Origin of the sequence: Brucella sp. NBRC 14130, assembly GCF_040371715.1 — a bacterium.
Taxonomy (GTDB): Bacteria; Pseudomonadota; Alphaproteobacteria; order Rhizobiales; family Rhizobiaceae; genus Brucella; species Brucella intermedia.
The window spans coordinates 393,271-417,371 of the sequence record NZ_BAABTE010000005.1; the positions used below are offsets into that span (position 1 = coordinate 393,271).

Consider the following 24,101-nt stretch of genomic DNA (forward strand, 5'->3'; position numbering starts at 1 on the left):
ACAACTCATACAGAGAGGAAAGCCATGAACACCGCTGTTAGAAAAATCGACGTGAAGAAGGAAGCCGCCGATCTGCTTTCCAAACTCGGCGTGGATGCATCCGCCTATACCGGTGGCGACCTTGCCGGTTTCAGCCCTGTTTCGGGCGAACAGATTGCTGCGGTCAAGACCCACAGCAAGGAAGACGCCGTCAAGATCATCGACAAGGCCGACGAAGCCTTTCGCGCCTGGCGCAACGTTCCAGCACCGAAGCGCGGCGAGCTGATCCGCCTGCTCGGTGAAGAACTGCGTGCTTCCAAGGAAGATCTTGGCCGTCTCGTTTCGCTCGAAGCTGGCAAGATTCCTTCGGAAGGCCTCGGCGAAGTGCAGGAAATGATCGACATCTGCGATTTCGCCGTCGGCCTGTCGCGCCAGCTCTACGGTCTCACCATCGCAACCGAACGTGCTGGCCATCGCATGATGGAAACCTGGCATCCGCTCGGCGTCGTTGGCGTTATCTCTGCCTTCAACTTCCCCGTGGCCGTCTGGTCGTGGAACGCCGCTCTTGCAATCGTCTGCGGCAACTCGGTCGTCTGGAAGCCGTCTGAAAAGACCCTTCTGACCGCTCTTGCCTGCGATGCGATCTTCAAGCGTGCCCTGAAGCGTTTTGGCGATGCGCCGGAAGGCATCTCGCAGCTTCTGCTCGGTGATCGTGAAATCGGCGAAGTCCTCGTCGACAGCCCGAAGGTCCCGGTCGTTTCGGCAACCGGCTCGACCCGCATGGGCCGCGAAGTCGGTCCGCGCCTTGCCAAGCGTTTTGCTCGCGCAATTCTCGAACTGGGCGGCAACAATGCAGGCATCGTCTGCCCGTCGGCCGATCTCGACATGGCGCTGCGCGCAATCGCTTTCGGCGCAATGGGCACCGCTGGCCAGCGCTGCACCACGCTGCGCCGTCTCTTCGTGCATGAAAGCGTTTACGACGCCCTCGTCCCGCGTCTCCAGAAGGCATATGCCAGCGTCACTGTTGGTTCTCCGCTTGAAACCAGCGCTCTGGTCGGTCCGCTGATCGACAAGGTTGCTTTCGACAACATGCAGAAGGCGCTCAAGGAAGCAGCTGCACACGGCGGCAAGGTACAGGGCGGCGAACGCGTCGATGCTGGCCATGAAAACGCTTACTATGTGCGTCCGGCCATTGTCGAAATGCCGAAGCAGGAAGGCCCGGTTCTCGAAGAAACCTTCGCCCCGATCCTCTACGTCATGAAGTATTCCGACTTTGACGATGTTCTGGCGAGCCACAATGCTGTCGGCGCAGGCCTGTCGTCATCGATCTTTACGCTCAATCTGCAGGAAGCAGAGCGCTTCCTTTCCGCTGAAGGTTCGGATTGCGGCATCGCCAACGTCAATATCGGCACGTCTGGTGCGGAAATCGGCGGCGCATTCGGCGGCGAAAAGGAAACCGGCGGCGGTCGTGAATCGGGTTCGGACGCGTGGAAGGCCTATATGCGCCGCGCAACCAACACCATTAATTACTCGAAGGCTCTGCCGCTGGCACAGGGCGTTTCCTTCGACATCGACTGATCGCTCCCTTTATAGATCAAAAGAAAACCCCGCTTCGGCGGGGTTTTTTATTGGCTTAATATTTGAATTGGCACAACGCATCGACCGGTTGAGATTTTTGCAATGACGCGGCGAAAATGGTGACCTCTCGAGAACCGGAGCGGAGTGTACTTTAAGATACATGAGCACCGGAAGCGCAGAGAGGCACCATTTGCAGACCGTCAGTGCGTAAATATCGACTGGTCGATCACCCCATGCGTTCTGAGGCGAACGAACCGGGGCTAGCAGGGAATACGACGGTGCGGTTGCCGTTGAGGAATGAGCGGTGATGGATATGGGCGTGAACGGCTCGCGCCAGAACCTGCGCTTCCACGTCACGGCCAATCGACACATAGTCGGCGGCGCTCTGTGCGTGCGTGATGCGCGCCACATCCTGCTCGATGATCGGGCCTTCATCAAGATCAGCCGTCACGTAATGCGCGGTCGCGCCAATCAGCTTCACGCCACGCTCATAAGCCTGCTTGTAAGGATTTGCGCCCTTGAAGGACGGCAGGAACGAGTGGTGGATATTAATGATCCGGCCCGACATCTTCTGGCAAAGCTGGTCGGACAGAACCTGCATGTAACGCGCTAGCACCACCAGTTCGGTGCCGGTATCTTCCACGATATCCAGAAGGCGCTGCTCGGCTTCCGGCTTGTTGGCCTTGGTGACGGCAATGTGATGGAACGGAATGTCGTGATTGACGACAACCTTCTGATAATCGAAATGGTTCGAGACCACGCCGACAATATCGATCGGCAGTGCGCCGATCTTCCAGCGATAGAGAAGATCGTTCAGGCAATGGCCGAAACGCGAAACCATCAGCAATGTCTTGGTGCGGTGCGCGTTGTCATGGAACTCGAAATTCATGTCGAAAGGTGCCGCCACGGACGCAAAGCCCTCACGCAGCACGTCGAGCGCTACGCCTTCTTCGGAAATAAAGCTGACGCGCATGAAGAAGCGACCGGTGTCCAGATCGTCGAACTGGGCGCTATCGATGATGTTGCAACCCTTGCCGGCAAGATAACCCGAAATCGCGGCAACGATACCACGGGTGGACTTGCAGGTGACGGTCAGGACGAAATTATGCATCGGACTTCCTCAAATTTTCGAAGGCGCAAGCCAGGGCGACCACATCGCGAACCTAATCCACGAAGCGGCCCCGGCCATGCCAGAATGCGTAATGCACTGACGGGATTGCGCTATCAAGCGACTTTGGAAGAAAGATTGTCCAATTTTGTTTCGAGCCGCATCCCCCGTTCCGGGATGCGGACCAGCATCAAAGATGCGGGTTGCGATTACGATAGCGGGCAACAAGCGAGCGGTTCACATCACCAGAGCCCGGCATGTTGGCGCTGAGATAGATCGGGGCGTCGCCCTCGCCCACCAGCCTTGCCGCCACATCGGCAAAAACGGCATTGAGGATGGTCACGCCAAGCGCGGTTGAAACCGGGCCGACTTTTAGCGCACTGCCTTCGACTTCCAGCACCGCATCCCCCGCTGGCGCGTCATTGTCCAGAACGACATCGGCCAGAGAAAGCAATTGCGTGCGCCCCTTGGCGATGGCGTTGGAATAGGTGACGGAGGTGACCGCAATAACGGCCGCGCCCTTCTCACGCGCAAAGCGTGCTGCCTCGATGGGAGCGGCATTGACGCCGGAATTCGACACGACGATCAGCACGTCGCCTTCGCGAATGCCATAACGTTCGAGAATTGGCAGCACCGCTCCTTCGATCCGCTCGAAATGCGAGCTTGCCACCGCCCCGTCCTGCAGCATGATCGCCCCGCAGAGAATGGGCACGGTGATTGCCAGTCCGCCTGCACGATAATGCAGCTCTTCCGCCATCATATGCGAATGGCCGGTGCCGAACACATAAACGCGGCGATCCGCCTTGGCCGCAGCGGCGATGAGTTCAGCCGCCTTGGCCATCGGATCGGCAAGACGATCCCGCAGGCCGGAGAGCCGGGCGATCAGATCATTGAAATAACGATCGGTGATTTCGGTCATCGGCCGTACCCCGCGATCTGCTTTTCACCCGAAAGCCACGTGGCTTTCGCAAACAATCCGTCATCAAGATGGACCGCATCCATTCGCATGCCGGGTCGGAATGTGCCGCGATCATCAAGACGCAGATAGCGCGCGGGATAGTGGCTCGCCATACGCAGCGCCTCGGCCAGCGTGAGTTCCAGCTCGGCCACGCCGAAACGAACAGCCGACGCCATGTCGAGATCGGAACCGGCAATGGTGCCATCCGCCAGCACGAGCTTGGAGCAGATGCCGCCCGGCACACGACGGACGGCGCGCCCGTTGATCTCGAAGCTTTCCGAGTCCGAACCGACCAAAGCCATGGCATCCGTCACGAAAAACAGATGCGCGTCGCCGCGCTTTGCCCTGAGCGCAAGCCGCAGCGCCATCGGATCGACATGATGGCCATCGGCAACAATACCGCACCAGATGTCGGGATGATCGAGCGCCGCGCCTGCAAGCCCCGGTGCACGGTGGCCGATCTGGCTCATCGCGTTGAAAAGATGGGTGACACTCCGCGCACCAGCATCGAAGCGCTTGAACGCCTCTTCCGCTGTAGTGTCGCTGTGGCCGATGCTGACGACGACACCGCCATCGCTTAACCGGCGCACCTGGTCCGGCGTGACCTGCTCGGCAGCAAGCGTGAGCAGCAAGGTGCCGATCTGCTTTGCCGTATGGATATAGAGCGCAATATCGGCATCATTGACGGGACGCATCAGTTCCGCCAGATGCGCGCCCTTGCGTGCAGGCGCCAGATGCGGCCCCTCAAGATGCAGGCCGGCAACGCCCTTGTCCGCCTTGACCGCTTCAATCGCCGCTTCGATGGCGCGGTCGCGAACCGGCGTCGTATCGGTAATCAGCGTGGGCAAAAGGCTCGTCGTTCCATATTTGCGATGCCCCTTGGCAATCGTGAACATGATTTCGGGCGTTGGCTGATCGTTCAGCATGCGCCCGCCGCCGCCATTCACCTGCGCATCGATGAAGCCGGGAGCTAGAATGCCGCCATTCAGACGCTCGACCTCATGGGCCTCGCCAAGCGAGGCTTCCGGCACAATGGCTTCGATCCGGCCATCGCTGAACACCAACGCGCTCTGGTCGTGAAAGCGCTCGCCGTCGAAGATACGCGCCCCTGCTATTGCTGATTTTTTCGTCATACCGTCACCGTAACCTTGTTGAGATTGCGCGGCTTGTCGGGATCGAACCCCTTGCGGCGCGTGACCGCTTCAATGACGCGGTAATAATTGATGAGGGAAACCAGCGGATCGAGATGCGCGTTACCCGTGCTCGCCGATGGCAACCGGAAGCCCGGCGTTTCCGCATCGGATAGCGATACGATGCTCGCCCCGAACGAGTGCAGCCGCTTGAGCGCCTGCATGTTGGTGTCAAAGGCTTCGTCGCGTGGCAGGAAGGAAACGATCGGGAAGCCCTCTTCCACCAGACGCATCGGACCATGCATCAGTTCGGCCAGAGAGAAAGCTTCGGCATGGATATTCGCGGTTTCCTTTGCCTTCAGCGCAGCTTCGAGTGCAATCGCAAAGGCCGTACCGCGACCGCCGGTATAAAGCGAACGCGCATTGAACAGAAGGTTTTCCACTGCCTCGCGGCCATCGGGCCGTGTTGCAGCAAGCGCTTCCGGCAGGCGTTGCAGTCCGGCTTGCAGGCTTGCGTCACCGCTGGCCGAAGCAACGACGCCCGAAAGCGCGGCGACCGCGGCGATGAACGACTTGGTTGCGGCAACGCTTTTTTCTTCACCGGCATGGAGCGCCAGCACGACGTCGGCAGCGTTACCAAGCGGACTATCGACGACGTTCACGACGGCAATCGTGGTTGCGCCACCCTTTTTGGCTGCTTCCTGCGCCGCAACAATATCGGGGCTGGCACCCGATTGCGACACGGTGAAGTGCAGGCCGTTCTTGAGCTTCAGCTTGGAACCATAGACCGATGCCACCGATGGCCCGATGGACGCGACGGGAATGCCCATCGTGATTTCCATCAGATATTTGAAGAATGTTGCCGCGTGGTCGGACGAACCGCGCGCGGCGGTGGTGATGACGGCAGGTTCGCTCTTCTGGAAGAGGCGCGCGATTTCCGCGAACGTGCCTGCCTCCTTCTCAAGCAGACCGGCGACGACGGCTGGCGACTGTTCGGTTTCCTGCAGCATCAAGGAGGAAAGGCTGTTCATGGTCATTCTCCAATTTTCAGTTCCGCGACGAAGTCATAGGCATCGGCGCGATAATGCGAACGGGTATATTCGACGATCCGGTCGTCTTCGAGATGCGAGACGCGCTCGATCAAAAGTGCGGGCGCGCCCCGATGCACGCCAAGCAGGCGGGCTATGCCGGGATCGAGCGTGACCGCCGTCAGGCGTTGCAGGGCGCGTACCGGTTTGTGGCCGCGACGCGCCAGCGCGCCGTAAAGCGAGGTTTCATCAACGCGATCCTGGTCCAGAAAATGGCGTGGAACCACCGCGCGCTCAAAAGCCATCGGCACTCCGTCGGCGAGACGCAGGCGGTCAAGCCGCACCACGGTCGTATCGACACCGACCCCCAGCCGGAAAGCTTCGTCCGGCGATGGCCTGTCGACCTTGTTGGTGACGACGCGCGCGCCCGGCTCCTTGCCGCGCGACAGCATGTCCTCGGAAAACGAAGTCAGGCGCCACAGATGCTGGCTGATGCGTGCCGGGCGCTCCGCGACGAAGGTGCCGCTGCCGCGCCGCGCTTCCACCACGCCCTGTGTCAGCAATTCCTTATAGGCATTGCGAACAGTGATACGGCCGACGCCAAGCTGTTCCGCCAGATCGCGCTCCGGCGGCAGGCCGACAGCGGGCGCAAGCTCCCCTTCCTCGATCAACTCACCGAGAATGCGTGCGAGGTTCCGGTAAAGCGGCCCCGTAAGCTGCGGATCATGCAAGCCGCGCTCTTCAATCGCCGTGATCAATGTGGTTCTATTCATAACTTACATAATAGAACCTATATAGAACCAATGGCAAGTGACAATCTCATGAAAAAAGCCCGGTTGTAACCGGGCTTTTTTGTTAATGCGATGGCGAAGCAGTATGTGCCTCGGCTGGCGGCGCATCGCCGTTGCGTTCCGGCTCCTTGATCCGGAACCAGGCGACATAGAGCGCCGGCAGGAAGAGGAGCGTGATTGCCGTGCCCGCGATGATGCCACCCATCATGGCATAGGCCATCGGTCCCCAGAACACTTCGCGCGCGATAGGGATCAGCGCCAGGCTTGCCGCCGCCGCCGTCAGGGCAATGGGGCGCATTCGGTGCTGACTCGCCTGTGTCACTGCATCCCATGGGTGCATGCCCTCGATGATATGCTCCTCGATCTGCACGATCAGGATGACCGAGTTGCGGATGAGAATGCCGACGAGCGCCAACACGCCGAGGATCGCAACGAAACCGAGCGGCTTGCCGCTTGGCAGCAAAGCGGCAACGACACCGATCAACCCGAGCGGCGCCACAGCCACCACAAGGAACAGCCGCTGGAAGCTCTGCAACTGTATCATCAGGACCGTTGCCATGACGAACAGCATCAGCGGAACGACCGCCGCAATTGGTCCCTGGCTCTTGCCGCTTTCCTCCACCGTACCTGCCGTCTGGACATCATATCCCGCTGGCAGCTTGTCGGCGAAGGTCTTGATGGCTGGTTCCAGATCCTTGACGATCGTATCAGGCATCGTCTTGTCGATGATGCCGGCGGCAACCGTGATGGTGGGAATACGCGACCGACGATAGATAACCGGCTGCTCCAGCTCATACCGGAAATTCGCAATCGCCGCCAAGGGCACCGAGGTCCCGTTGCCGGTTGCGATCTGGAGGCTCTGGAGCGTATCGATCGAATCCCGTTCCTGCTTCTGCGCCCGTGCGATCACGTTGATCAGGTAGATGGAATCCCGCACCTGCGTGATCGTGATCCCGCCAACGATACCGTTGAGGGTCGTTGCAATATCCTTTGAGGAAATGCCGAGCTTTCTCGCCTTGTCCTGCATCACATCGACGCGAATGACCCGGCCAGGCTCGTTCCAGTTATAGTTGACAACGCCAAGCCGCTTGTCCGCGCTCAGGATACCGGCAAAATCCTGCGCCACACCCCGCAGCTTCTGGATGTCCGGTCCCGAAATGCGATACTGCACCGGACGCCCTACTGGCGGTCCAAGCTCCAGATATTTCACATAGACGTCCGTGCCGACATAGTCCTTGCGCAACACCTCGTTGAACTTGTCGCGGAGCCTGTCGCGCGCTTCAATGTCCTTGGCAACGACGACCATCTGCCCGAAATAGGGGTTCGCCGGCTGCACATCGAAGGATAGGATGAATCGGATAGCCCCTTGACCGATATAGGTGCTCCAGTGATCCACATCGGGATTATCCCTGAGCATCGTCGCTTCGAACTTTTCCATCTGCGCTCTGGTGTCGGTGATGGAACTGTTCTGCGGCAGCGTCCAGTCGAGCACCAGTTCCGGGCGGTCCGACTGCGGGAAGAACTGCCGTTCGATGAAGCCCATCCCGAAAACCGACACGGCAAAAAGTGCGATGGTCGCGATGATCGTGATCCATTTATGCCGCATGGCCGCGAGCAGGACCTGCGAGAATATTTCGAAGAAGCGGCTTCGCTTTTCTTCATACGCCTTCATTTTCTTCGGCAGGAAGGTGACCCCCAGCAACGGCGCAAACAGCACAGCCACGATCCACGAGACAATCAGCGAAACCGCAATCACCACGAACAATGTGAACGTGTACTCACCGGCCTGACTGCTGTTGAGCCCGATCGGTATGAAGCCGGCGATGGTCACAAGCGTGCCCGTCAGCATCGGGAAAGCCGTACTGGTATAAACGTAGGTCGCCGCCTTGTTGATCGGATCGCCTGCCTCCAGCCGTGCGACCATCATTTCCACCGCGATCATCGCATCATCGACCAGAAGACCGAGCGCAATGATCAGCGCACCGAGTGACACGCGCTGCAGCGAGATATCCAGCAGCGACATTGCCAGGAAAGTGATCGCCAGCACCAGCGGGATCGACAGCGAAACGACAAAGCCCGCTCGAACGCCCAGGCTGACGAAGCTCACCGCCAGAACGATGACGACAGCCTCGAACAGCGCTCTGGTAAAGCCGGAAACCGCATCCTTGACGACCTCGGGCTGATCCGCGACCTTGAAGACATTCACGCCAACGGGCAGTTCCTGCGTCACCTGGCTCATCATCTTGTCGAGCGCCGCACCAAATTCCAGCAGATTGCCGTTCGGCTTCATGCCGATGCCAAGGCCGATGGCGTCCTGCCCGTTGACCCGGAAAATCGATGTCGGCGGGTCGACATAGCCACGCGTGATGGTCGCGACATCGGAAAGGCGGAAGAAGCGATCATTGACGCGCAAATTCACCGCGCGCAGGTCGGCTTCCGACGTGAATTGCCCGCTGACACGCACGCTGATGCGTTCCGGACCGGCTTCCACGACACCGGAAGGCGTGATGGCATTCTGGTCCTGCAAGGCTTGCAGGATTGCCTGCTGGTCCAGTCCGAGCGCCGCTACCTGACGTGTGGAGAATTCCAGATAGATCGCCTCGTCCTGCGCGCCGATCAGCTCGACCTTGCCGGCATTCGGCAAGGTGAGGATTTTCGCCCGCGTGCTTTCGGCATAGTCCCGCAGCTGCCGCATCGAAAGACCATCCGACGTGAACGCAAAGACATTGCCGTAAACATCACCGAACTGGTCATTGAAATATGGCCCGAGAACGCCTTGAGGCAGCGTGTTCTGAATGTCGTTCAGAAAGTGACGCACCTCGGTCCATGATTTTTTGACCTGTTCGGCGCGCGCCGTATCTTTCAAAAACACGAAAACGACCGATTTGCCAGCCGTCGTTATGCTGCGGGTATAGTCGAGCGTATCGAGCTCCTCGAGCTTCTTTTCCAGCCGGTCCGTAACCTGATTGAGCGTTTCCTCAACGGAGGCTCCGGGCCAATTGGCCTGCACGACCATCGTCTTGACGGTAAATTCCGGGTCTTCCTCCCGACCGAGATCGATGTAGGAAATAAAGCCCGCGACGAGAAAGACGAGCATGAAGTACCAGACCAGGGACCGATGGTTCAGAGCCCAGTCAGACAGATTGAATCCTTTCTTCACAGACCCGTTCCTTTCGCGTCCAGGCGGACTTTCTGTCCTTCCTTCAACTCATTCACACCGGCAATCGCAACGTAGCTTCCGATATCGACACCCTCGGCGACAAAACTGCCGCCGCGCCGCTCGATAACCTGCACGTCGTGAAGGGAAACCGTTTGTTTTCCGGGGTCGATGACCCAGATTCCGGTCTTGCCGTTTTCTTCGTGCAAGGATTGGATCGGGATCGTTACCAGGTTCTGTTCGGGTGCAGCCATCGCCGCCCGGATCGTTGCGCCGAGGCGAAAGCCGTCGGGCGGATTGTCGAGGGCAATGCGCACGCGCCGCGTGCGCGTCTGGGCGTCCGCCTGCGGGGCGACCTCACGCACGGTCCCCTTTCCGGTGACAGTCGGGTCGGCCTGAAGCTGCACATTGAATGGCGTGTCCCGTTCAAAATATTGCGTCATGCTGTCGGGAATATCGAGGACGGCTTCCCGAACATCCGGACGTGCGACCGTCATCACGGTTTGTCCCGCGGCGACCACCTGCCCCACTTCGGCGCTCGTTGCGGAAATGATGCCATCGTAATCCGGGCGCAATACGGCATAGCTGCGCTGGTCCTGCGCCTTTTTCAGACCCGCCCGGGCCTTTTCGAGCCCCGCGTGAGCGCTATCCCGCGCCTGCCTTGCCGCATCATAATCGGCCTGGGAAACATTATTGCCCTTCAGCAGGATACGCTGGCGCTCCTCGCTTGCCGAGGCGTTGGCAAACTGTGCTTCCGCGCTCGCCAGATCGGCCCGTGCGGACTGGACGGCAAGATCGAGATTGGCAGGATCGAGCATGGCCACCATCTCGTCCTTCTTTACAAGATCGCCCACCTGAACAGGTCGATTGATGATCCGGCCCAGCACACGAAAGGCAAGATCGGTGGAATAACGAGGCTCGATCGTACCGGCGAAGCCCGTCTGCGTTACAGGCTTGGGCTCGACCACCATGTAAAGGACCGGACGCGCGACGTCCGAATCCGCCTGCTTGTCTTCTTCCTTGCCGCAGGCGCTGAGCAGAACCGCCGCGCCAAGCAGGGCGACATAACCCGCCGAGCGGATCGTGGGAAACTGGATTGCCGTTTTCATTGTGCAACGAGCCCTTCCTGTTCCGGCATGATCTCGGCCGGTTCGCCTGAACGCAGCATCTGCGCGCCCTTGGTGACGATCAGCTCGCCTTCCTGTAGCCCGCTCTCAACGAGCAGCCGGCCTTTTTCGTAGGCGAGCACCTTGATCGGAACCAGCGTTGCCACTTTCGAATCCTTGGAGAGCCTCCAGACAGCCGTGCGTCCTGCATCCGAGGTCATCGCGCTCCATGGCAGAACGACGACCTTCACACTTTCCATATGAACCGTGCCCGTCACCGTGGCGCCCAGCGCCATCTGGTGCGGGGTTTGAGCTATCCCGACCTTGACCCGCACAGTGCCGGTCTGCGCATCGACCACCGGCGAAATCTCGCGGATCTTTCCTTCGGCGCTTATCGAAGCATCGGAGAGAAGGGAGATCGTTACACCCATTCCGATCTTGGCATGGTTGACCAGCGTTTCCTGCACGTCGAAGACCGCATCGCGCGGACCGTCCTCGGCAATCGAAAACGCCGTCTGCGCCGCCTGCACCACCTGACCGGCCTCTACATTGCGCGCAGTGATCACGCCTGAAACAGGCGCCTGCAATTCGGTGTAGGACAGTTCGTCGCGCGCGTTGTTGAGCTGGCTTTCCGCACTGGCAAGGGCGCTTTGCGTCGTCTGAAGGTTCTGGGTTGCCTGATCATAGGTGCTGCGCGTCGTAAACCCTTGCGCCAGCAAGGCCTTCTGTCGCGCAAAGTTGGCTTCCGCCTGCACCAGCTGCGCCTGCGCGGCATCCTTGGAGGCTTGCGCAACGCGCAGATTAGCCTGCTGTTCAACATCGTCGATACTGGCGAGGGGCTGTCCCTTTTCCACATGCTGGCCGACTTCGACCAGACGCTGAACCACCTGACCGTTCAGCCGAAACGACACATTGACAAGCGATCGCGCCGCTATCGACCCGGATAATGTCAGCTTTGGCTGATAATCACTGGCGACCGCTTTGACCGCCGCCACCGGGACGACATTGAGTTCATCCGCCCGCGCCTGAAACGTTGCGCCCGGCACAAGCAGCCCCATGCAGGCAAGGACTATGGCGGCTATCCCGAAACGGGGAAAAACGTGCCGGTTCACAACGCGCCCTCCCCCATTCCACAAACCGTAAACAAATGAATTTACTGCCATTTACACGAATCTCGCTGGTTCGGTTCGTTTGAGAGTGCAACGAAAGCCACGCACGCGAAAGCGGCGTCGTAAAAGATATGGTTTCATATTTCTCGCTGTCAAAAGCTCTTCGGAAATGTTTACACCAAACAATTGGGCGGCTTTTGCCTTTCATCAGAAAATTTATAAGTAAAAATGTAGGTACGAGCAGAGTTTGAAGAAATGTTCCGGGAATACCGGCGATTGCCTTCTACCCTTGCACCTCCCGGACAAGCCTTTGCCCGGCAGCGTTCAATTCATAACGTGTGCGCTGCGTGCGCGGATCGCGCTGCCTGATCCGCACATAACCATGGTCCTGCCCGAGCACTGAAATTTCCCGCAGCACGAGAGCATGGGCAACGCCCAGCAACCGCGCAAAGGTTCGGCTGTCTGAGGCGATATCCAGCGCCAGCCCGGCCACAATCCCCGCACCGAGCGCGCTAAGATTGCCGGACGCAGCCATAAGAGCATCGACGAACGCCATATATTCCGCCTCGCTCTCATCCATCATGCGGCAGCCGACTTCAGGGGACGGAACGAAACAATCACCGACTTTGAGGTCGGCGTGTAGCTTTCATCACCGGAACTGGCGAGCGGCACCAGCACGTTCATTTCCGGGTAGTAGCCTGCAATGCAGCCGCGCGGAATATCGTAGGGCACGAAGCGAAAATCGCGGGCAATCCGCTCCACGCCGTCATCGAATTCGCCAACAATATCGGCCCGGTCGCCGGCCTCAACGCCGAGATCGGCCATGTCGTCGGCATTCATGAAGACGACCTGACGTTCGCCATAGACACCGCGATAGCGATCATCCATGCCGTAGATGGTGGTGTTATACTGGTCGTGGCTGCGGAATGTCTGCAATACATAGCGTCCGGGCGTGCCGCGCGCCTGCTGGTGCTCCACGGATTCCGGCAGGGCGCCGGCCCAAAACGTGGCCTTGCCCTTCGTCGTGTTCCATTCCAGTTCCCGGGCGGAGTTGCGCAAATGGAAGCCGCGCGGAACCCGCACGCGCTTGTTGAAGTCGTAGAAGTCCGGCAATACGCGGGCAATACGGTCGCGGATGAGATCATAATCGTCGGCAAGTTCCAGCCAGTTGACCGGCTGCGGCCCAAGCGTCGCCTGCGCCATGCCTGCAATGATCGCTACTTCCGAGCGCAGATGCGGTGAGGCAGGCGCATTGATGCCGCCCGAACCATGCACCATGCTCATGGAATCCTCCACCGTCACGATCTGCGCAACGCCCTTGGAGTTGAGGTCGATTTCAGTGCGTCCCAGGCACGGCAGGATGAAGGAATCCTGCCCCGGCACCAGATGCGAATGATTGAGCTTGGTTGCGATATGGACCGTCAGACGCTGGCTGGAGAGCGCTTTCGAGATAAGCGGGCTGTCCGGCGTTGCTCGTGCAAAGTTGCCGCCAAGGCCGATAAAGGCCTGGGCCGATCCGTCGAGCATCGCGCCGATGGCGCCCAGAACATTATGCCCCGGCTCGCGCGGAACGTTGAAGCCGAACTCCTTTTCCAGCGCATCGAGAAACGCAACCGGAGGCCGCTCGTTGATGCCAACGGTGCGGTCGCCCTGCACGTTGGAATGGCCGCGCACCGGACAGAGGCCCGCGCCCGGCCTGCCGATATTGCCGCGCAGCAGCATGAAATTGGTGATTTCCCGGATCGTGATAACCGAATGGCGGTGCTGGGTGATGCCCATCGCCCAGGTGCAGATGACCCGTTCCGATTGCATGTAGATCTGCGCCGCGCGTTCGAGCGACTGCCGCAGAAGACCGGACTGATCCTCGATCTCCTCCCATGAGGTCGCGTCGACAGCCGCACGATAGGCTTCCAGTTCCGCCGTATGCGTGCTGAGAAAGGTCCTGTCGAGAGTCGATGGCTTGCCTGCGGCGAGCGCTGCATCGTCTGCCGCGAAAACCGCCTTGGCCATGCCGCGGAAAGCGGCGAGGTCGCCGCCAAGCCGCGGCTGGAAATAATCGCTTGCTATGGCTTCGCTGCCGCCATGCAGCATTTCAAGCTTGTTCTGCGGATCGGCAAACCGCTCCAGCCCGCGCTCGCGGATCGGATTGAAAACGACAATGCGCGCGCCGCGTTCAGCCGCACGGCGCAGATCGCCCAGCATGCGCGGATGATTGGTGCCCGGATTCTGACCGACGACGAAAATGGCGTCAGCCATTTCGAAATCTTCCAGAAGCACCGTGCCCTTGCCGACACCGACCGACTGCTTCAGCGCGACACCGCTTGCCTCGTGGCACATATTGGAGCAGTCGGGGAAGTTATTGGTGCCGTAGGCGCGCACGAACAATTGATAGAGGAACGCAGCCTCGTTGGAAGCGCGGCCGGACGTATAGAACTCGACGCGGTTCGGACTGTCGAAGCTCTTGAGAATATCGCCGATGGTCTTGAAAGCCTCGTCCCATTCGATGGCTTCATATTGATCGGTCGAAGCGTTGTAACGCATCGGATGGGTCAGGCGACCGGTATTTTCCAGATCGTAATCCGTCCAGCCACGAAGCTCGGAAACCGTATGTTCGCGGAAAAAGGCCGGCGTCGTGCGCCGGTCGGTTGCCTCCCAGGCGACAGCCTTCACGCCGTTCTCGCAAAACTCAAACGAAGAGCCATGTTCCGGATCACCCCAGGCGCAACCGGGGCAATCGAACCCGTCAGGCTGGTTTGCCTTGAGAAGCGTGCGCGCGCCGGAGAGTGGAGCGCCGCTGGCGAGCAATTGCTTGCCGCAGCTTTTCAATGCACCCCATCCACCCGCAGCAGCGGATCGCTTGCCGATGAAACCGGTTTTGGTGGCCTTGCTCATCCGTTACCCTCTAACCCGATTGCGGGCTCAGTTGCAGGAACGCCTTCTCTGATCGGCAGGAAGTTGCCTTGGGCGTGTGGCATTACCATAAGAGGAATTAGCCGGTCCTTCAATTAACCGCGAGGCAATTGTTATTCGATACTTGTTCGTACTTGATTTCAGCCGCGCGATCCGTCATGCGATTGGTCAAGAAAAATTACCACAAGGGGTGGGATAGATGCCCAACATCGTTGAAATCGCCGATCTGAAGCGGCTTGCCCAGCGCCGCGTCCCCAAGATGTTCTTTGATTACGCGGATTCTGGCGCCTGGACCGAGTCGACCTACCGCGCAAACGAGGACGACTTCAAGAAGATCAAATTGCGCCAGCGCGTTCTCGTCGACATGACAAACCGCTCGCTGGAAACGACGATGATCGGTGAAAAAGTGTCCATGCCGGTGGCTCTCGCCCCAACGGGTCTGACCGGCATGCAGCACGCTGACGGCGAAATGCTGGCTGCGCAGGCAGCTGAAGCCTTCGGCGTCCCCTTCACCCTTTCGACCATGAGCATCTGCTCCATCGAAGACGTTGCTTCGGTCACGAAGAAGCCGTTCTGGTTCCAGCTCTATGTGATGAAGGACCGCGACTTCGTGAAGAACCTGATCGGCCGCGCCAAGGCTGCGGGCTGCTCTGCATTGGTGCTGACGCTCGATCTCCAGATTCTGGGCCAGCGTCACAAGGATATCCGCAACGGCCTTTCCGCCCCGCCGAAATTCACGCCGAAGCATATCTGGCAGATGGCGACCCGTCCGGGCTGGTGCCTTGGCATGATGGGCACCCAGCGCCGCACCTTCCGCAACATCGCCGGTCACGCCAAGAACGTCACCGACCTTTCCTCGCTCTCCTCCTGGACCGCGGAGCAGTTCGACCCACAGCTCAACTGGAACGACGTTGCCTGGATCAAGGAACAATGGGGCGGCAAGCTCATCCTCAAGGGCATTCTCGACGCCGAAGACGCAAGAATGGCGGCGAAGTCCGGTGCAGATGCTATCATCGTGTCGAACCATGGCGGACGCCAGCTCGACGGCGCGCCATCTTCAATCTCCATGCTGCAGCCGATCGTTGATGCTGTCGGCGACGCGATCGAAGTTCATGTCGATGGCGGAATTCGTTCCGGTCAGGATGTGCTGAAAGCCCGCGCGCTCGGCGCGCAGGGTGTCTTCATCGGCCGCCCGTTCCTCTACGGCCTCGGCGCGATGGGCAAGGACGGCGTAACGCTGGCGCTTGAGATCATCCGCAAGGAGCTGGATGTCACGATGGCGCTCTGCGGCAAGCGCGACATCAACGAGATCGACAAGTCGATCATCCATTCCATTAACTTTTGACGATGTTTGGAGCCGGCCCCGCGCCGGCCCCTATACTTTAGCTATTACTTATAAAATATCGCGCTTGGCGCGAGTGCCGGTAGAAAATACACCGCAGGGTTACTTAATAACCAAGTGTTAAACATATCTCTTTACCATATCCGGCAATGCGGCTTGTGAGCCGATTTTCTGTTCGGATTTGGAGTGGGAACCGATGAAGTGCATTTCCGCCATTGCCATCGTGGCTGTCAGTCTGATGGCGGGATCGAGTGCGGCCTTTGCGGCTGATATAATTGCAGAGCCTGTTATTGAGCCAATGCCGGAACCGGTCAATGCCTCCGGCTGGTATATTCGTGGCGACCTCGGTTACAATTTCAAATCCAGCACGGGCGGCGAGTGGAACTTCTGGAACCAGTTCGATCCGCCTTATCGCGGCATTGACGACACGCTGCGTTACGACGATTTCAACCTCAAGGCAGGTGCAACCTACGGCGTGGGTGTCGGCTATCGCTTTACCGACACATTCCGCGCCGATGCCACGCTGGACTACTTCCGCGCAGGCATCAACGGACGCACCCCCTGTCCGAGCTATGTGAAGTCCGGGAAGGGGCTGAATCCGGTCGAGGACAATTGCAACTACGAGGATTCGTCCACGGCCAATATCTGGACGGCCATGGCCAACGCCTATGTCGACCTGCCGCGTACAGGCCCTGTCACGCCTTATCTCGGCGCGGGCCTTGGTGCTGCCTATGTCAGATATGACGATTGGAAATCCCATGAAGTCTGCGCTGGCTGCACCTATTCCAGCGAAAAGGGCGGACTGGACAGCTGGCGTTTTGCAATGGCTCTCATAGCCGGCGTCAGCTATGACCTGACCGAACAACTCAAGCTGGATGTTGGCTATCGCTATATGCGTATCAATGGCGGCAAGGCCTATGGATACGATGCCGACGACCGCAACACGAACCCTTACGGCAACGCCGAAGGACCGGGCGCCACCGGAACGCAGGCCAAGGACAACGGCTTCAACATGCACACGATCCGCGCCGGTCTGCGCTACGAATTCCGTTAAGCATCGTGCTCACTTGAATAGCAAAGCCTGGCTCAGCCGGGCTTTTTTCATTTCAGCCGCGTGAAACCGGCGCTTTCGACAACAGCACCGTGCGGATGGCGAAACTGGAATGAATGCGCGCGACGCCGGGCAATCGCGACAGGATTTCCTTGTGAATGACCTCATAGGCCGCAGCATTTTCAGCTTCGACGCGCAGAATGTAATCTGCATCACCCGTCATGAGATAGCACTCCTGCACTTCGGGATGCCGCCGCACCGCTTCCTCGAAACGGTTCAGAAATTCCTCCGTCTGCCGGTCGAGCGTAATGCGCACGATGGCGACCAGCCGCTCATCGCCACCGGATGAGCCGACGATGGCCGTATAGCCACGGATAACGCCGCTTTCCTCCAATATCTGCACCCGTCGCAGACAGGCGGACTGGGAAAGCCCCACCTCGCTGGCCAGCTGGCTGTTGGTCATGCGCCCGTCACGGCGCAGGCAGCGGATGATGTTGCGGTCTATACTGTCGAGCGTTGCCATGAATAATCTTCAACCGAGAAGCTAAAATATGCGCAAGTTGTGCGGAAATTCGCATAATATGCGATAAATAGCAAAAACATTCGAATAGTCTTCGATTAATATATGAGTAAGCTGTGGGTGTGAGGAGCGGCCGGGTTTCTCCGCCGGGGCTTTATACGCTCTGGGCGGCGCGCGATCCATATCGCCAGCGGCCTCCAGGCGTTCTCATTGAGTAGTCGGATGCTTGGAAAGAACCGCGTAAATGGTTGATATGGCGATGCAATTTTCACAGGACGAGCGTGACCTTGCCGCCGGCGGCGTTTTGACCATCGATCTTGCGGCGCTGCGGCACAATTATTCGGCCATTGCCCGTCATATTGCGCCCACGCGCGCCGCCGCTGTCGTGAAAGCGGATGCCTACGGCCTCGGAGCCAGCCGCGTTGCCCCGGCCTTTTACGATGCCGGTTGCCGTGATTTCTTCGTCGCCCATCTTGGCGAGGCCATTGCGCTGAAGCCGTTTCTCCAGCCCGATGCGACACTTTACGTTCTGAACGGCCTTCAGCCGGGAACGGAAGCAGCCTGCGCTCGCGACGGCATCCTGCCCGTGCTGAACTCACTCGAACAGATCGAAAACTGGGGGGCACTCGCCGCCAGACAGGGCAGGAAGCTGCCTGCCCTTCTGCAACTCGATACCGGCATGTCGCGTCTTGGCCTCTCCGCCAGTGAATTCGAGCGCCTTCTGGAAAATTTCGCGCTACTGGACAATATCGACATCAAGTTTGTCATCAGCCATCTGGCCAGCGGCGACGAGCCGGAAAATGCGGCAAACGCGCGCCAGCTCGCCAATATGACAGCCCTGCTTGTGCGCCTGCCGAAACTTCCGGTTGCCTTCGCCAATTCCGGCGGCAGCTTTCTTGATAAATCCTATCATTTCGACCTCGCCCGTCCCGGCGTCGCGCTTTATGGCGTTGGTCCCGAAAATGAGGTCGTTCCTGTCCTCACCCTGTCGGCACGTGTCATTCAGGTGCGCGATATCGACAAGGGCGCGGCGGTTGGCTATGGCGGCACCTATGTCGCTGAAGGCCCGATGAGGGTCGCGACCATTGCGGTGGGCTATGCCGATGGCTGGTTCCGCTCTCTCAGCAACAAGGGTTCTGCCTTCTTTGGCGATACACGCCTGCCAATCATCGGTCGCGTCTCTATGGACTCGATCACGCTTGACGTCAGCGCATTGCCGGAAGGCACGCTGAAACTCGGCAGCCTTGTGGAACTGATTGGTCCGCACCAGCGTCTCGAAGACGTGGCACGCGACTGCGACACCATTCCCTATGAAATTCTGACTGCGCTCGGCAACCGTTATGCACGTGTCTACGTGGAGAGCGGCGCGAGCGACATAAAAGCATAAGACAAGAGGCGAACATGCAGATCACCATCCTCGGCAGCGGCGTCATCGGCGTTACGACCGCTTACTACCTCGCCAAGCTCGGTCATGAGGTAACCGTTGTCGACCGCGAAGAAGGCCCGGCACTGGAAACGAGTTTCGCCAATGCCGGCCAGGTTTCGCCCGGCTACGCCTCGCCCTGGGCTGCTCCCGGCATCCCGTTCAAGGCCGCAAAATGGCTGTTCCAGAAGCACGCGCCGCTCGTTCTGCGCCCGACCTGCGATCCGGTCCAGTACAGCTGGCTCCTGCAGATGCTCGCCAACTGCACCGACAGCCGCTATAAGATCAACAAGACCCGCATGGTGCGCGTGGCCGAATATGCGCGCGATTGCCTTGTCGATCTGCGCAAGGATACAGGCATCGAATACGACCAGCGCATGCAGGGTACGCTCCAGCTGTTCCGCGAACAGTACCAGCTTGACGGCATCGGCAAGGACATTGAAGTGCTGCGGCAGGACGGCGTGCCGTTCGAAGTGCTCGACCGCGAAGGCTGCGTCAAGGTGGAGCCGGCGCTTGCACACGCGAAGGACAAGTTCGTCGGTGGCCTGCGCCTGCCGCATGACGAAACCGGCGACTGCTTCAAATTCACCAATGCGCTGGCAAAGATTGCCGAAGGGCTCGGCGTGAAATTCCGCTTCGGCGTCAACATCAAGTCGCTGCTGATGTCGGGAGGCAAGGTTTCCGGCGTTGAAACCTCGCAAGGCATTCTGACTGCCGACCGCTATGTGGTTGCGCTCGGCAGCTACACGCCTGCACTCGTCAAGTCGCTCGGCCTCAACGCCCCGATCTATCCGGTGAAAGGCTATTCGATTACTGCGCCGATCATCAATGAAGAACGCGCCCCGGTTTCGACCGTACTCGATGAGAGCTACAAGATCGCCATTACCCGCCTTGGCGACCGCATCCGTGTCGGCGGCATGGCGGAAGTCTCGGGCTTCACCAAGGATCTGCCTGCCGCGCGCCGCGCAACGCTGGATCTGTCGGTCACCGACCTGTTCCCCGGCGGCGACCTGAAAGCTGCAACCTTTTGGTCGGGCCTGCGCCCGATGACGCCGGATTCCACGCCGATCATCGGTGCAACGCGCTACGACAACGTGTTCATCAATGCCGGTCATGGAACGCTTGGCTGGACCATGTCGTGCGGTTCCGGCAAGCTGCTCGCCGACCTTATTTCCGGCAACAAGCCGGATATCCGGGCGGACGACCTTGGCATTTCCCGCTACGAATAAGAAAATGCCTGTGCGCCGTCAAAAACTTGGCGGCGTGCAGGCGCTGACGATTTCGCACGGCACCAAAACCTCCTGAACCCAAATTCTGCTGCAATCCAGTGTCTCATTGGATGCGATCTTGCCGCGATTTCTGGTCGGGAAACTACATGAGACGAGTGTATAAGTTCACTGGCCTTTTTCTGGGCCTGATAGTTGTTGCAGGTGTTCTGTACGGTGGAAAAGGATACTTGGACGCTCTGTCGGATGCGCCGGAATTACGTCAACGCGCCGATGCATTAATAGCCCGGGGACAGGGAGGAAGCTCGCTCGGTGGGGAACATCTGGCGATATTGCTTGCTGTAGAAGACCCCAATTTCGCCAACCACATTGGCGTTGATTTTTCCACGCCCGGAGCAGGCGCGACGACAATCACTCAATCGGCATCCAAACGCCTTGCTTTCAAAGAATTTCATCCCGGCCTCGGCAAGATTCGCCAAACCGGTTATGCATTGGGCCTCGAAAGCCAACTTTCAAAGGAACAAATCCTTGCCCTGTGGCTCGATACTCTGGAAATGGGTGAAGGTCCTCAAGGATGGATGACCGGTTTCAATAATGCCAGTTCCCTGATTTATGGGCGAGCACCTGCCGAATTGAACAACCTGGAATTCATGCGGCTGGTTGCCGTTCTCATCTCGCCGGCGTTGTATAAACTGAGCGAGAAAGACACTGCTCTCGATGAGCGTGTCGGACGAATTGAACGTCTCGTAGCAGGCAAGTGTGCAGCCAAAAGCCATGGCGACGTCTGGCTCGAAGGATGTCGGCAACCTTCCGATGGTTGACTGGAAGTTGTACCGTTGCCTCCCTCTGACTAAAAACTTGGCGGCGTGCAGGCGCTGACGATTTCGCACGGCACCGGCCCGACGCAACGAAACCGGTGCGGCAGCTTTGAGGAAAAATAATAGGCATCGCCCGGCCCCAATATGCGGCGCTCGGCACCAACCGTCACTTCAATGCGGCCTGAAATGACGATGCCTCCCTCCTCGCCCTCGTGCATCAAAAGCACTTTGCCCGTGTCCGAACCGGGCTCGTACCGCTCCTTCAGCATCTGCAATGATCGCGAAAACAGGTGGTCCCCCACCTGCCGGTAGGAGATGGGCCCCTTGCCGATTTCCACAAGCTCCTCCGCCTGATAGAATACCTTGTGCGGCGCATCCGGTTCGAGCGCGAAAAACTCGGCCATGCCGATGGGAATACCGTCGAGAATGCGCTTCAATGCGCCCACGGACGGGTTGGACTGATTGGCTTCGATGAGGGAGATAGTCGAATTGGTCACGCCTGCCCTTTTGGCAAGCTCGCGCTGTGACAGATTCTGCCGCATGCGCACATAACGAAGCCTCCCGCCGATATCGATGCTCATCGAACCTTCCCTTCATGTTTATGATGTTCGATATAGCACAAAACTGATAATTATCCCACATGAAAACAATAGCTTAATATTTTGAAGAAAAGGACTTGTTGCCCTTCGCAAAGCGTGTCCTGCTACCCCCAAACAGGAGGACACCATGCTCACCAAAACCAATGCGCCAAGCCTTGAGAATTTCTGGATGCCGTTTACCGCAAACCGGCAGTTCAAGGCAGCGCCTCGCCTGCTCGCAAGTGCTTCGGGCATGTATTACACCGACACCGACGGCAATCAGGTTCTGGACGGCACGGCAGGTCTGTGGTGCTGCAACGCCGGTCATGGCCGCAAGCGCATTACCGAAGCGGTTGAGCGTCAGATTTCCACCATGGATTTCGCGCCCACCTTCCAGATGGGCCACAACGTCGCCTTCGACTTTGCCGAAAAGCTCGCCGCCATTGCGCCCGGCGGACCGGATGCGAAGCTCGACCGCGTGTTCTTCACCAATTCCGGCTCGGAATCAGTCGACACCGCCCTGAAGATCGCCATCGCCTATCAGCGCGCTATCGGCCAGGGCACCCGCACCATGGTTCTGGGCCGCGAAAAGGGCTATCACGGCGTCGGTTTCGGCGGCATTTCCGTCGGCGGCCTCGTCAATAACCGCCGCGTCTTCCCTCAGATTCCCGCCGATCACCTGCGCCACACGCTCGACATCGGGAAGAACGCCTTCTCCAAGGGCCTGCCTGCGCATGGCATCGAACTGGCGGATGATCTGGAACGCCTGGTGCAACTGCATGGCGCGGAAAAGATCGCTGCCGTCATCGTTGAACCGATGTCCGGTTCGGCTGGCGTCATCCTGCCGCCGAAGGGCTATCTGGAGCGCCTGCGCGCCACGGCAGACAAGCACGGCATCCTGCTGATCTTCGACGAAGTCATCACCGGTTTCGGCCGCCTCGGCACGCCGTTTGCCGTCGATTATTTCGGCGTTGTGCCTGACCTCGTGACCACCGCCAAGGGCCTGACCAACGGCGCCATCCCGATGGGCGCGGTCTTCGCCAGCCGCAAGGTGCACGATGGCCTGATGACCGGCCCGGAAAACGCCATCGAGCTTTTCCACGGCTATACCTATTCCGGCCATCCGGTTGCCTCCGCCGCCGGTCTCGCCACGCTGGAAGTCTATGCCGAAGAAGGTCTCCTGACCCGCGGTGCGCAGCTTGCCGACCACTGGCAGGAAGCATTGCACTCACTCAAGGGCGTTTCCAACGTCATCGACATCCGCAACCTCGGTCTGGTCGGCGCCGTCGAGCTTTCATCGCGCGAAGGTGCACCGGGTGCCCGCGCCTATGACGTCTTCGTGGATTGCTTCAAGAAGGGCCTGCTGATCCGTGTCACCGGCGATGTGATTGCCCTTTCGCCGCCGCTGATCGTGGAAAAGGAACAGATCGACACGATCGTTTCCATCATCGGCGACGCCATCAAACGCGCAGCCTGACCAACACCCAGGTCATGCTGCCTTTTAGCCGCCGCTGTTCCCCTGCGGCGGCTTTTTTCCACTCCACTTATCCTTGCGACGGCGTGAAGTTCGCCACAAGCGCATGGCTGTCTCCGGGATAGGTAAAGCGAACATGCGTCACCGGCTGGTCAGCGTTCCAGGTCTGGCGTTCGATCACCAGGCAGGGCGAACCCAGCGGAATACCAAGCATACCCGCATTTTCCTGCGTGGCGGCAATTGCGCGGATGGAGTGTTTTGCGCTGCTCCACGGCACGCATGAAACCAGCCAAGGGCCGGGCGAATTTTCGGCAAAGTCGGTTGACGCCGCCGTTGGAACCGCATCCAGACTGATGATGCGCTCCTCCAGCGCAAAGACGCGCTTGCCCGCAAAGTGACGGCAGACGAGTTCCACCAGCGGCGTATGGCGCGGCATATCGATATGCCTTGCGTCGGCTGGCCCGCTCAACCGCTCGCGCCTGCTCGTCAGTTCGAACCGATAGGCGACACCAAGCGCCGCCACCTCATCGCGAATATCGTGGATTTCGAGGATTGCCGCCTGCGACTGCGGAAAGGAGACGAAGCTTCCCGACCGGCGCTTGCGCTCGATCAGGCCCGCCTTGGCAAGCTGGGTCAGCGCCTTGTTCACGGTCATGCGCGAACAGCCGTACTGTTCCGTCAGTTCATGCTCGAACGGGATGCGATGGCCGGGCAGCCACTCCCCCGACAGGATGCGCGATTCGATATCGTCCAGAATACGCTGATGCAGCGAAAGCGCCGGTGTTTCCTTTGCGATCGAATCTCCGCCAGCCATG

General features: G+C 59.2%; 20 protein-coding genes. 7 read left to right on the forward strand and 13 right to left on the reverse strand.

Annotated elements, in window-relative coordinates:
• Positions 1-24 precede the first annotated feature (24 nt).
• Positions 25-1,557 carry an L-piperidine-6-carboxylate dehydrogenase gene (amaB, locus tag ABWW28_RS12980; protein WP_006467476.1) on the forward strand — a complete coding sequence of 511 codons (1,533 nt, stop codon included), beginning with the start codon at positions 25-27 and terminating at the stop codon, positions 1,555-1,557.
• 226 nt (positions 1,558-1,783) lie between these two features.
• Here amaB and purU read toward each other — a convergent pair whose 3' ends face one another.
• The 10 genes from purU to ABWW28_RS13030 form a co-directional block, all read right to left on the reverse strand.
• Positions 1,784-2,668: a formyltetrahydrofolate deformylase gene (gene purU, locus ABWW28_RS12985; protein ID WP_006467477.1), complete on the reverse strand. Its 885-nt coding sequence runs from the start codon at positions 2,666-2,668 to the stop codon at positions 1,784-1,786.
• Positions 2,669-2,855: 187 nt separating this feature from the next.
• Positions 2,856-3,584, reverse strand: coding sequence for an SIS domain-containing protein (locus tag ABWW28_RS12990; RefSeq protein ID WP_021587034.1), 729 nt, complete (start codon positions 3,582-3,584; stop codon positions 2,856-2,858).
• Positions 3,581-4,756 (reverse strand): N-acetylglucosamine-6-phosphate deacetylase, encoded by a 1,176-nt coding sequence (gene nagA / locus ABWW28_RS12995; protein ID WP_021587035.1) that lies wholly within the window; start codon positions 4,754-4,756, stop codon positions 3,581-3,583. The genes ABWW28_RS12990 and nagA overlap by 4 nt, the downstream gene beginning before the upstream one ends.
• Positions 4,753-5,784 (reverse strand): SIS domain-containing protein, encoded by a 1,032-nt coding sequence (locus ABWW28_RS13000; RefSeq protein ID WP_031346824.1) that lies wholly within the window; start codon positions 5,782-5,784, stop codon positions 4,753-4,755. Before ABWW28_RS13000 ends, nagA begins: the two co-directional genes overlap by 4 nt.
• 2 nt (positions 5,785-5,786) lie before the next feature.
• Positions 5,787-6,554, reverse strand: coding sequence for a GntR family transcriptional regulator (locus ABWW28_RS13005; protein ID WP_006467481.1), 768 nt, complete (start codon positions 6,552-6,554; stop codon positions 5,787-5,789).
• A gap of 82 nt (positions 6,555-6,636) precedes the next feature.
• Positions 6,637-9,732, reverse strand: coding sequence for an efflux RND transporter permease subunit (locus ABWW28_RS13010; RefSeq protein WP_021587038.1), 3,096 nt, complete (start codon positions 9,730-9,732; stop codon positions 6,637-6,639).
• Entirely contained in the window at positions 9,729-10,838 is a 1,110-nt protein-coding gene (locus tag ABWW28_RS13015; protein ID WP_021587039.1) for an efflux RND transporter periplasmic adaptor subunit, read from the reverse strand. The genes ABWW28_RS13010 and ABWW28_RS13015 overlap by 4 nt, the downstream gene beginning before the upstream one ends.
• Complete coding sequence (locus ABWW28_RS13020; protein ID WP_031346826.1) at positions 10,835-11,998, reverse strand: efflux RND transporter periplasmic adaptor subunit; 1,164 nt, start codon at positions 11,996-11,998, stop codon at positions 10,835-10,837. Before ABWW28_RS13020 ends, ABWW28_RS13015 begins: the two co-directional genes overlap by 4 nt.
• A 229-nt stretch (positions 11,999-12,227) precedes the next feature.
• On the reverse strand, positions 12,228-12,527 hold the full coding sequence (locus ABWW28_RS13025; protein WP_021587041.1) for a hypothetical protein: 300 nt from the start codon (positions 12,525-12,527) through the stop codon (positions 12,228-12,230).
• A complete protein-coding gene (locus tag ABWW28_RS13030; protein ID WP_112670397.1) occupies positions 12,524-14,836 on the reverse strand; it encodes an FdhF/YdeP family oxidoreductase in 2,313 nt (770 codons plus the stop codon). The genes ABWW28_RS13025 and ABWW28_RS13030 overlap by 4 nt, the downstream gene beginning before the upstream one ends.
• Before the next feature lie 217 nt (positions 14,837-15,053).
• Here ABWW28_RS13030 and ABWW28_RS13035 point away from each other — a divergent pair, with 217 nt between their 5' ends.
• Together ABWW28_RS13035 and ABWW28_RS13040 are read left to right on the forward strand one after the other, a co-directional pair.
• Entirely contained in the window at positions 15,054-16,199 is a 1,146-nt protein-coding gene (locus ABWW28_RS13035) for an alpha-hydroxy acid oxidase (protein WP_006467487.1), read from the forward strand.
• 193 nt (positions 16,200-16,392) lie between these two features.
• The gene (locus ABWW28_RS13040; RefSeq protein ID WP_021587043.1) at positions 16,393-17,250 is read left to right on the forward strand and encodes an outer membrane protein; all 858 of its coding nucleotides are present in this window, start codon (positions 16,393-16,395) and stop codon (positions 17,248-17,250) included.
• A 52-nt stretch (positions 17,251-17,302) separates the two neighbouring features.
• On the opposite strand, the gene ABWW28_RS13045 is transcribed toward ABWW28_RS13040, so the two are convergent.
• On the reverse strand, positions 17,303-17,770 hold the full coding sequence (locus ABWW28_RS13045; protein WP_021587044.1) for an Lrp/AsnC family transcriptional regulator: 468 nt from the start codon (positions 17,768-17,770) through the stop codon (positions 17,303-17,305).
• A gap of 241 nt (positions 17,771-18,011) precedes the next feature.
• On the opposite strand from ABWW28_RS13045, the gene alr reads away from it, so the two are divergent.
• The 3 genes from alr to ABWW28_RS13060 all read left to right on the forward strand — a co-directional run bounded on the left by alr (position 18,012) and on the right by ABWW28_RS13060 (position 21,237).
• The gene (gene alr / locus ABWW28_RS13050; RefSeq protein ID WP_021587045.1) at positions 18,012-19,154 is read left to right on the forward strand and encodes an alanine racemase; all 1,143 of its coding nucleotides are present in this window, start codon (positions 18,012-18,014) and stop codon (positions 19,152-19,154) included.
• Positions 19,155-19,168: 14 nt separating this feature from the next.
• Positions 19,169-20,419, forward strand: a complete 1,251-nt coding sequence (locus ABWW28_RS13055; protein ID WP_006467491.1) for a D-amino acid dehydrogenase — start codon at positions 19,169-19,171, stop codon at positions 20,417-20,419.
• Positions 20,420-20,565: 146 nt separating this feature from the next.
• The gene (locus ABWW28_RS13060; RefSeq protein WP_151659059.1) at positions 20,566-21,237 is read left to right on the forward strand and encodes a transglycosylase domain-containing protein; all 672 of its coding nucleotides are present in this window, start codon (positions 20,566-20,568) and stop codon (positions 21,235-21,237) included.
• Between the two features lie 29 nt (positions 21,238-21,266).
• Here the strand turns inward: ABWW28_RS13060 and ABWW28_RS13065 are convergent, their stop codons facing one another.
• The gene (locus ABWW28_RS13065; protein WP_006467492.1) at positions 21,267-21,815 is read right to left on the reverse strand and encodes a cupin domain-containing protein; all 549 of its coding nucleotides are present in this window, start codon (positions 21,813-21,815) and stop codon (positions 21,267-21,269) included.
• A gap of 145 nt (positions 21,816-21,960) precedes the next feature.
• Here ABWW28_RS13065 and aptA point away from each other — a divergent pair, with 145 nt between their 5' ends.
• Positions 21,961-23,289, forward strand: a complete 1,329-nt coding sequence (aptA, locus tag ABWW28_RS13070; RefSeq protein ID WP_151659058.1) for an omega-aminotransferase AptA — start codon at positions 21,961-21,963, stop codon at positions 23,287-23,289.
• 67 nt (positions 23,290-23,356) lie between these two features.
• Here the strand turns inward: aptA and hutC are convergent, their stop codons facing one another.
• Positions 23,357-24,100: a histidine utilization transcriptional repressor HutC gene (hutC, locus tag ABWW28_RS13075; RefSeq protein WP_006467494.1), complete on the reverse strand. Its 744-nt coding sequence runs from the start codon at positions 24,098-24,100 to the stop codon at positions 23,357-23,359.
• Position 24,101 lies beyond the last annotated feature (1 nt).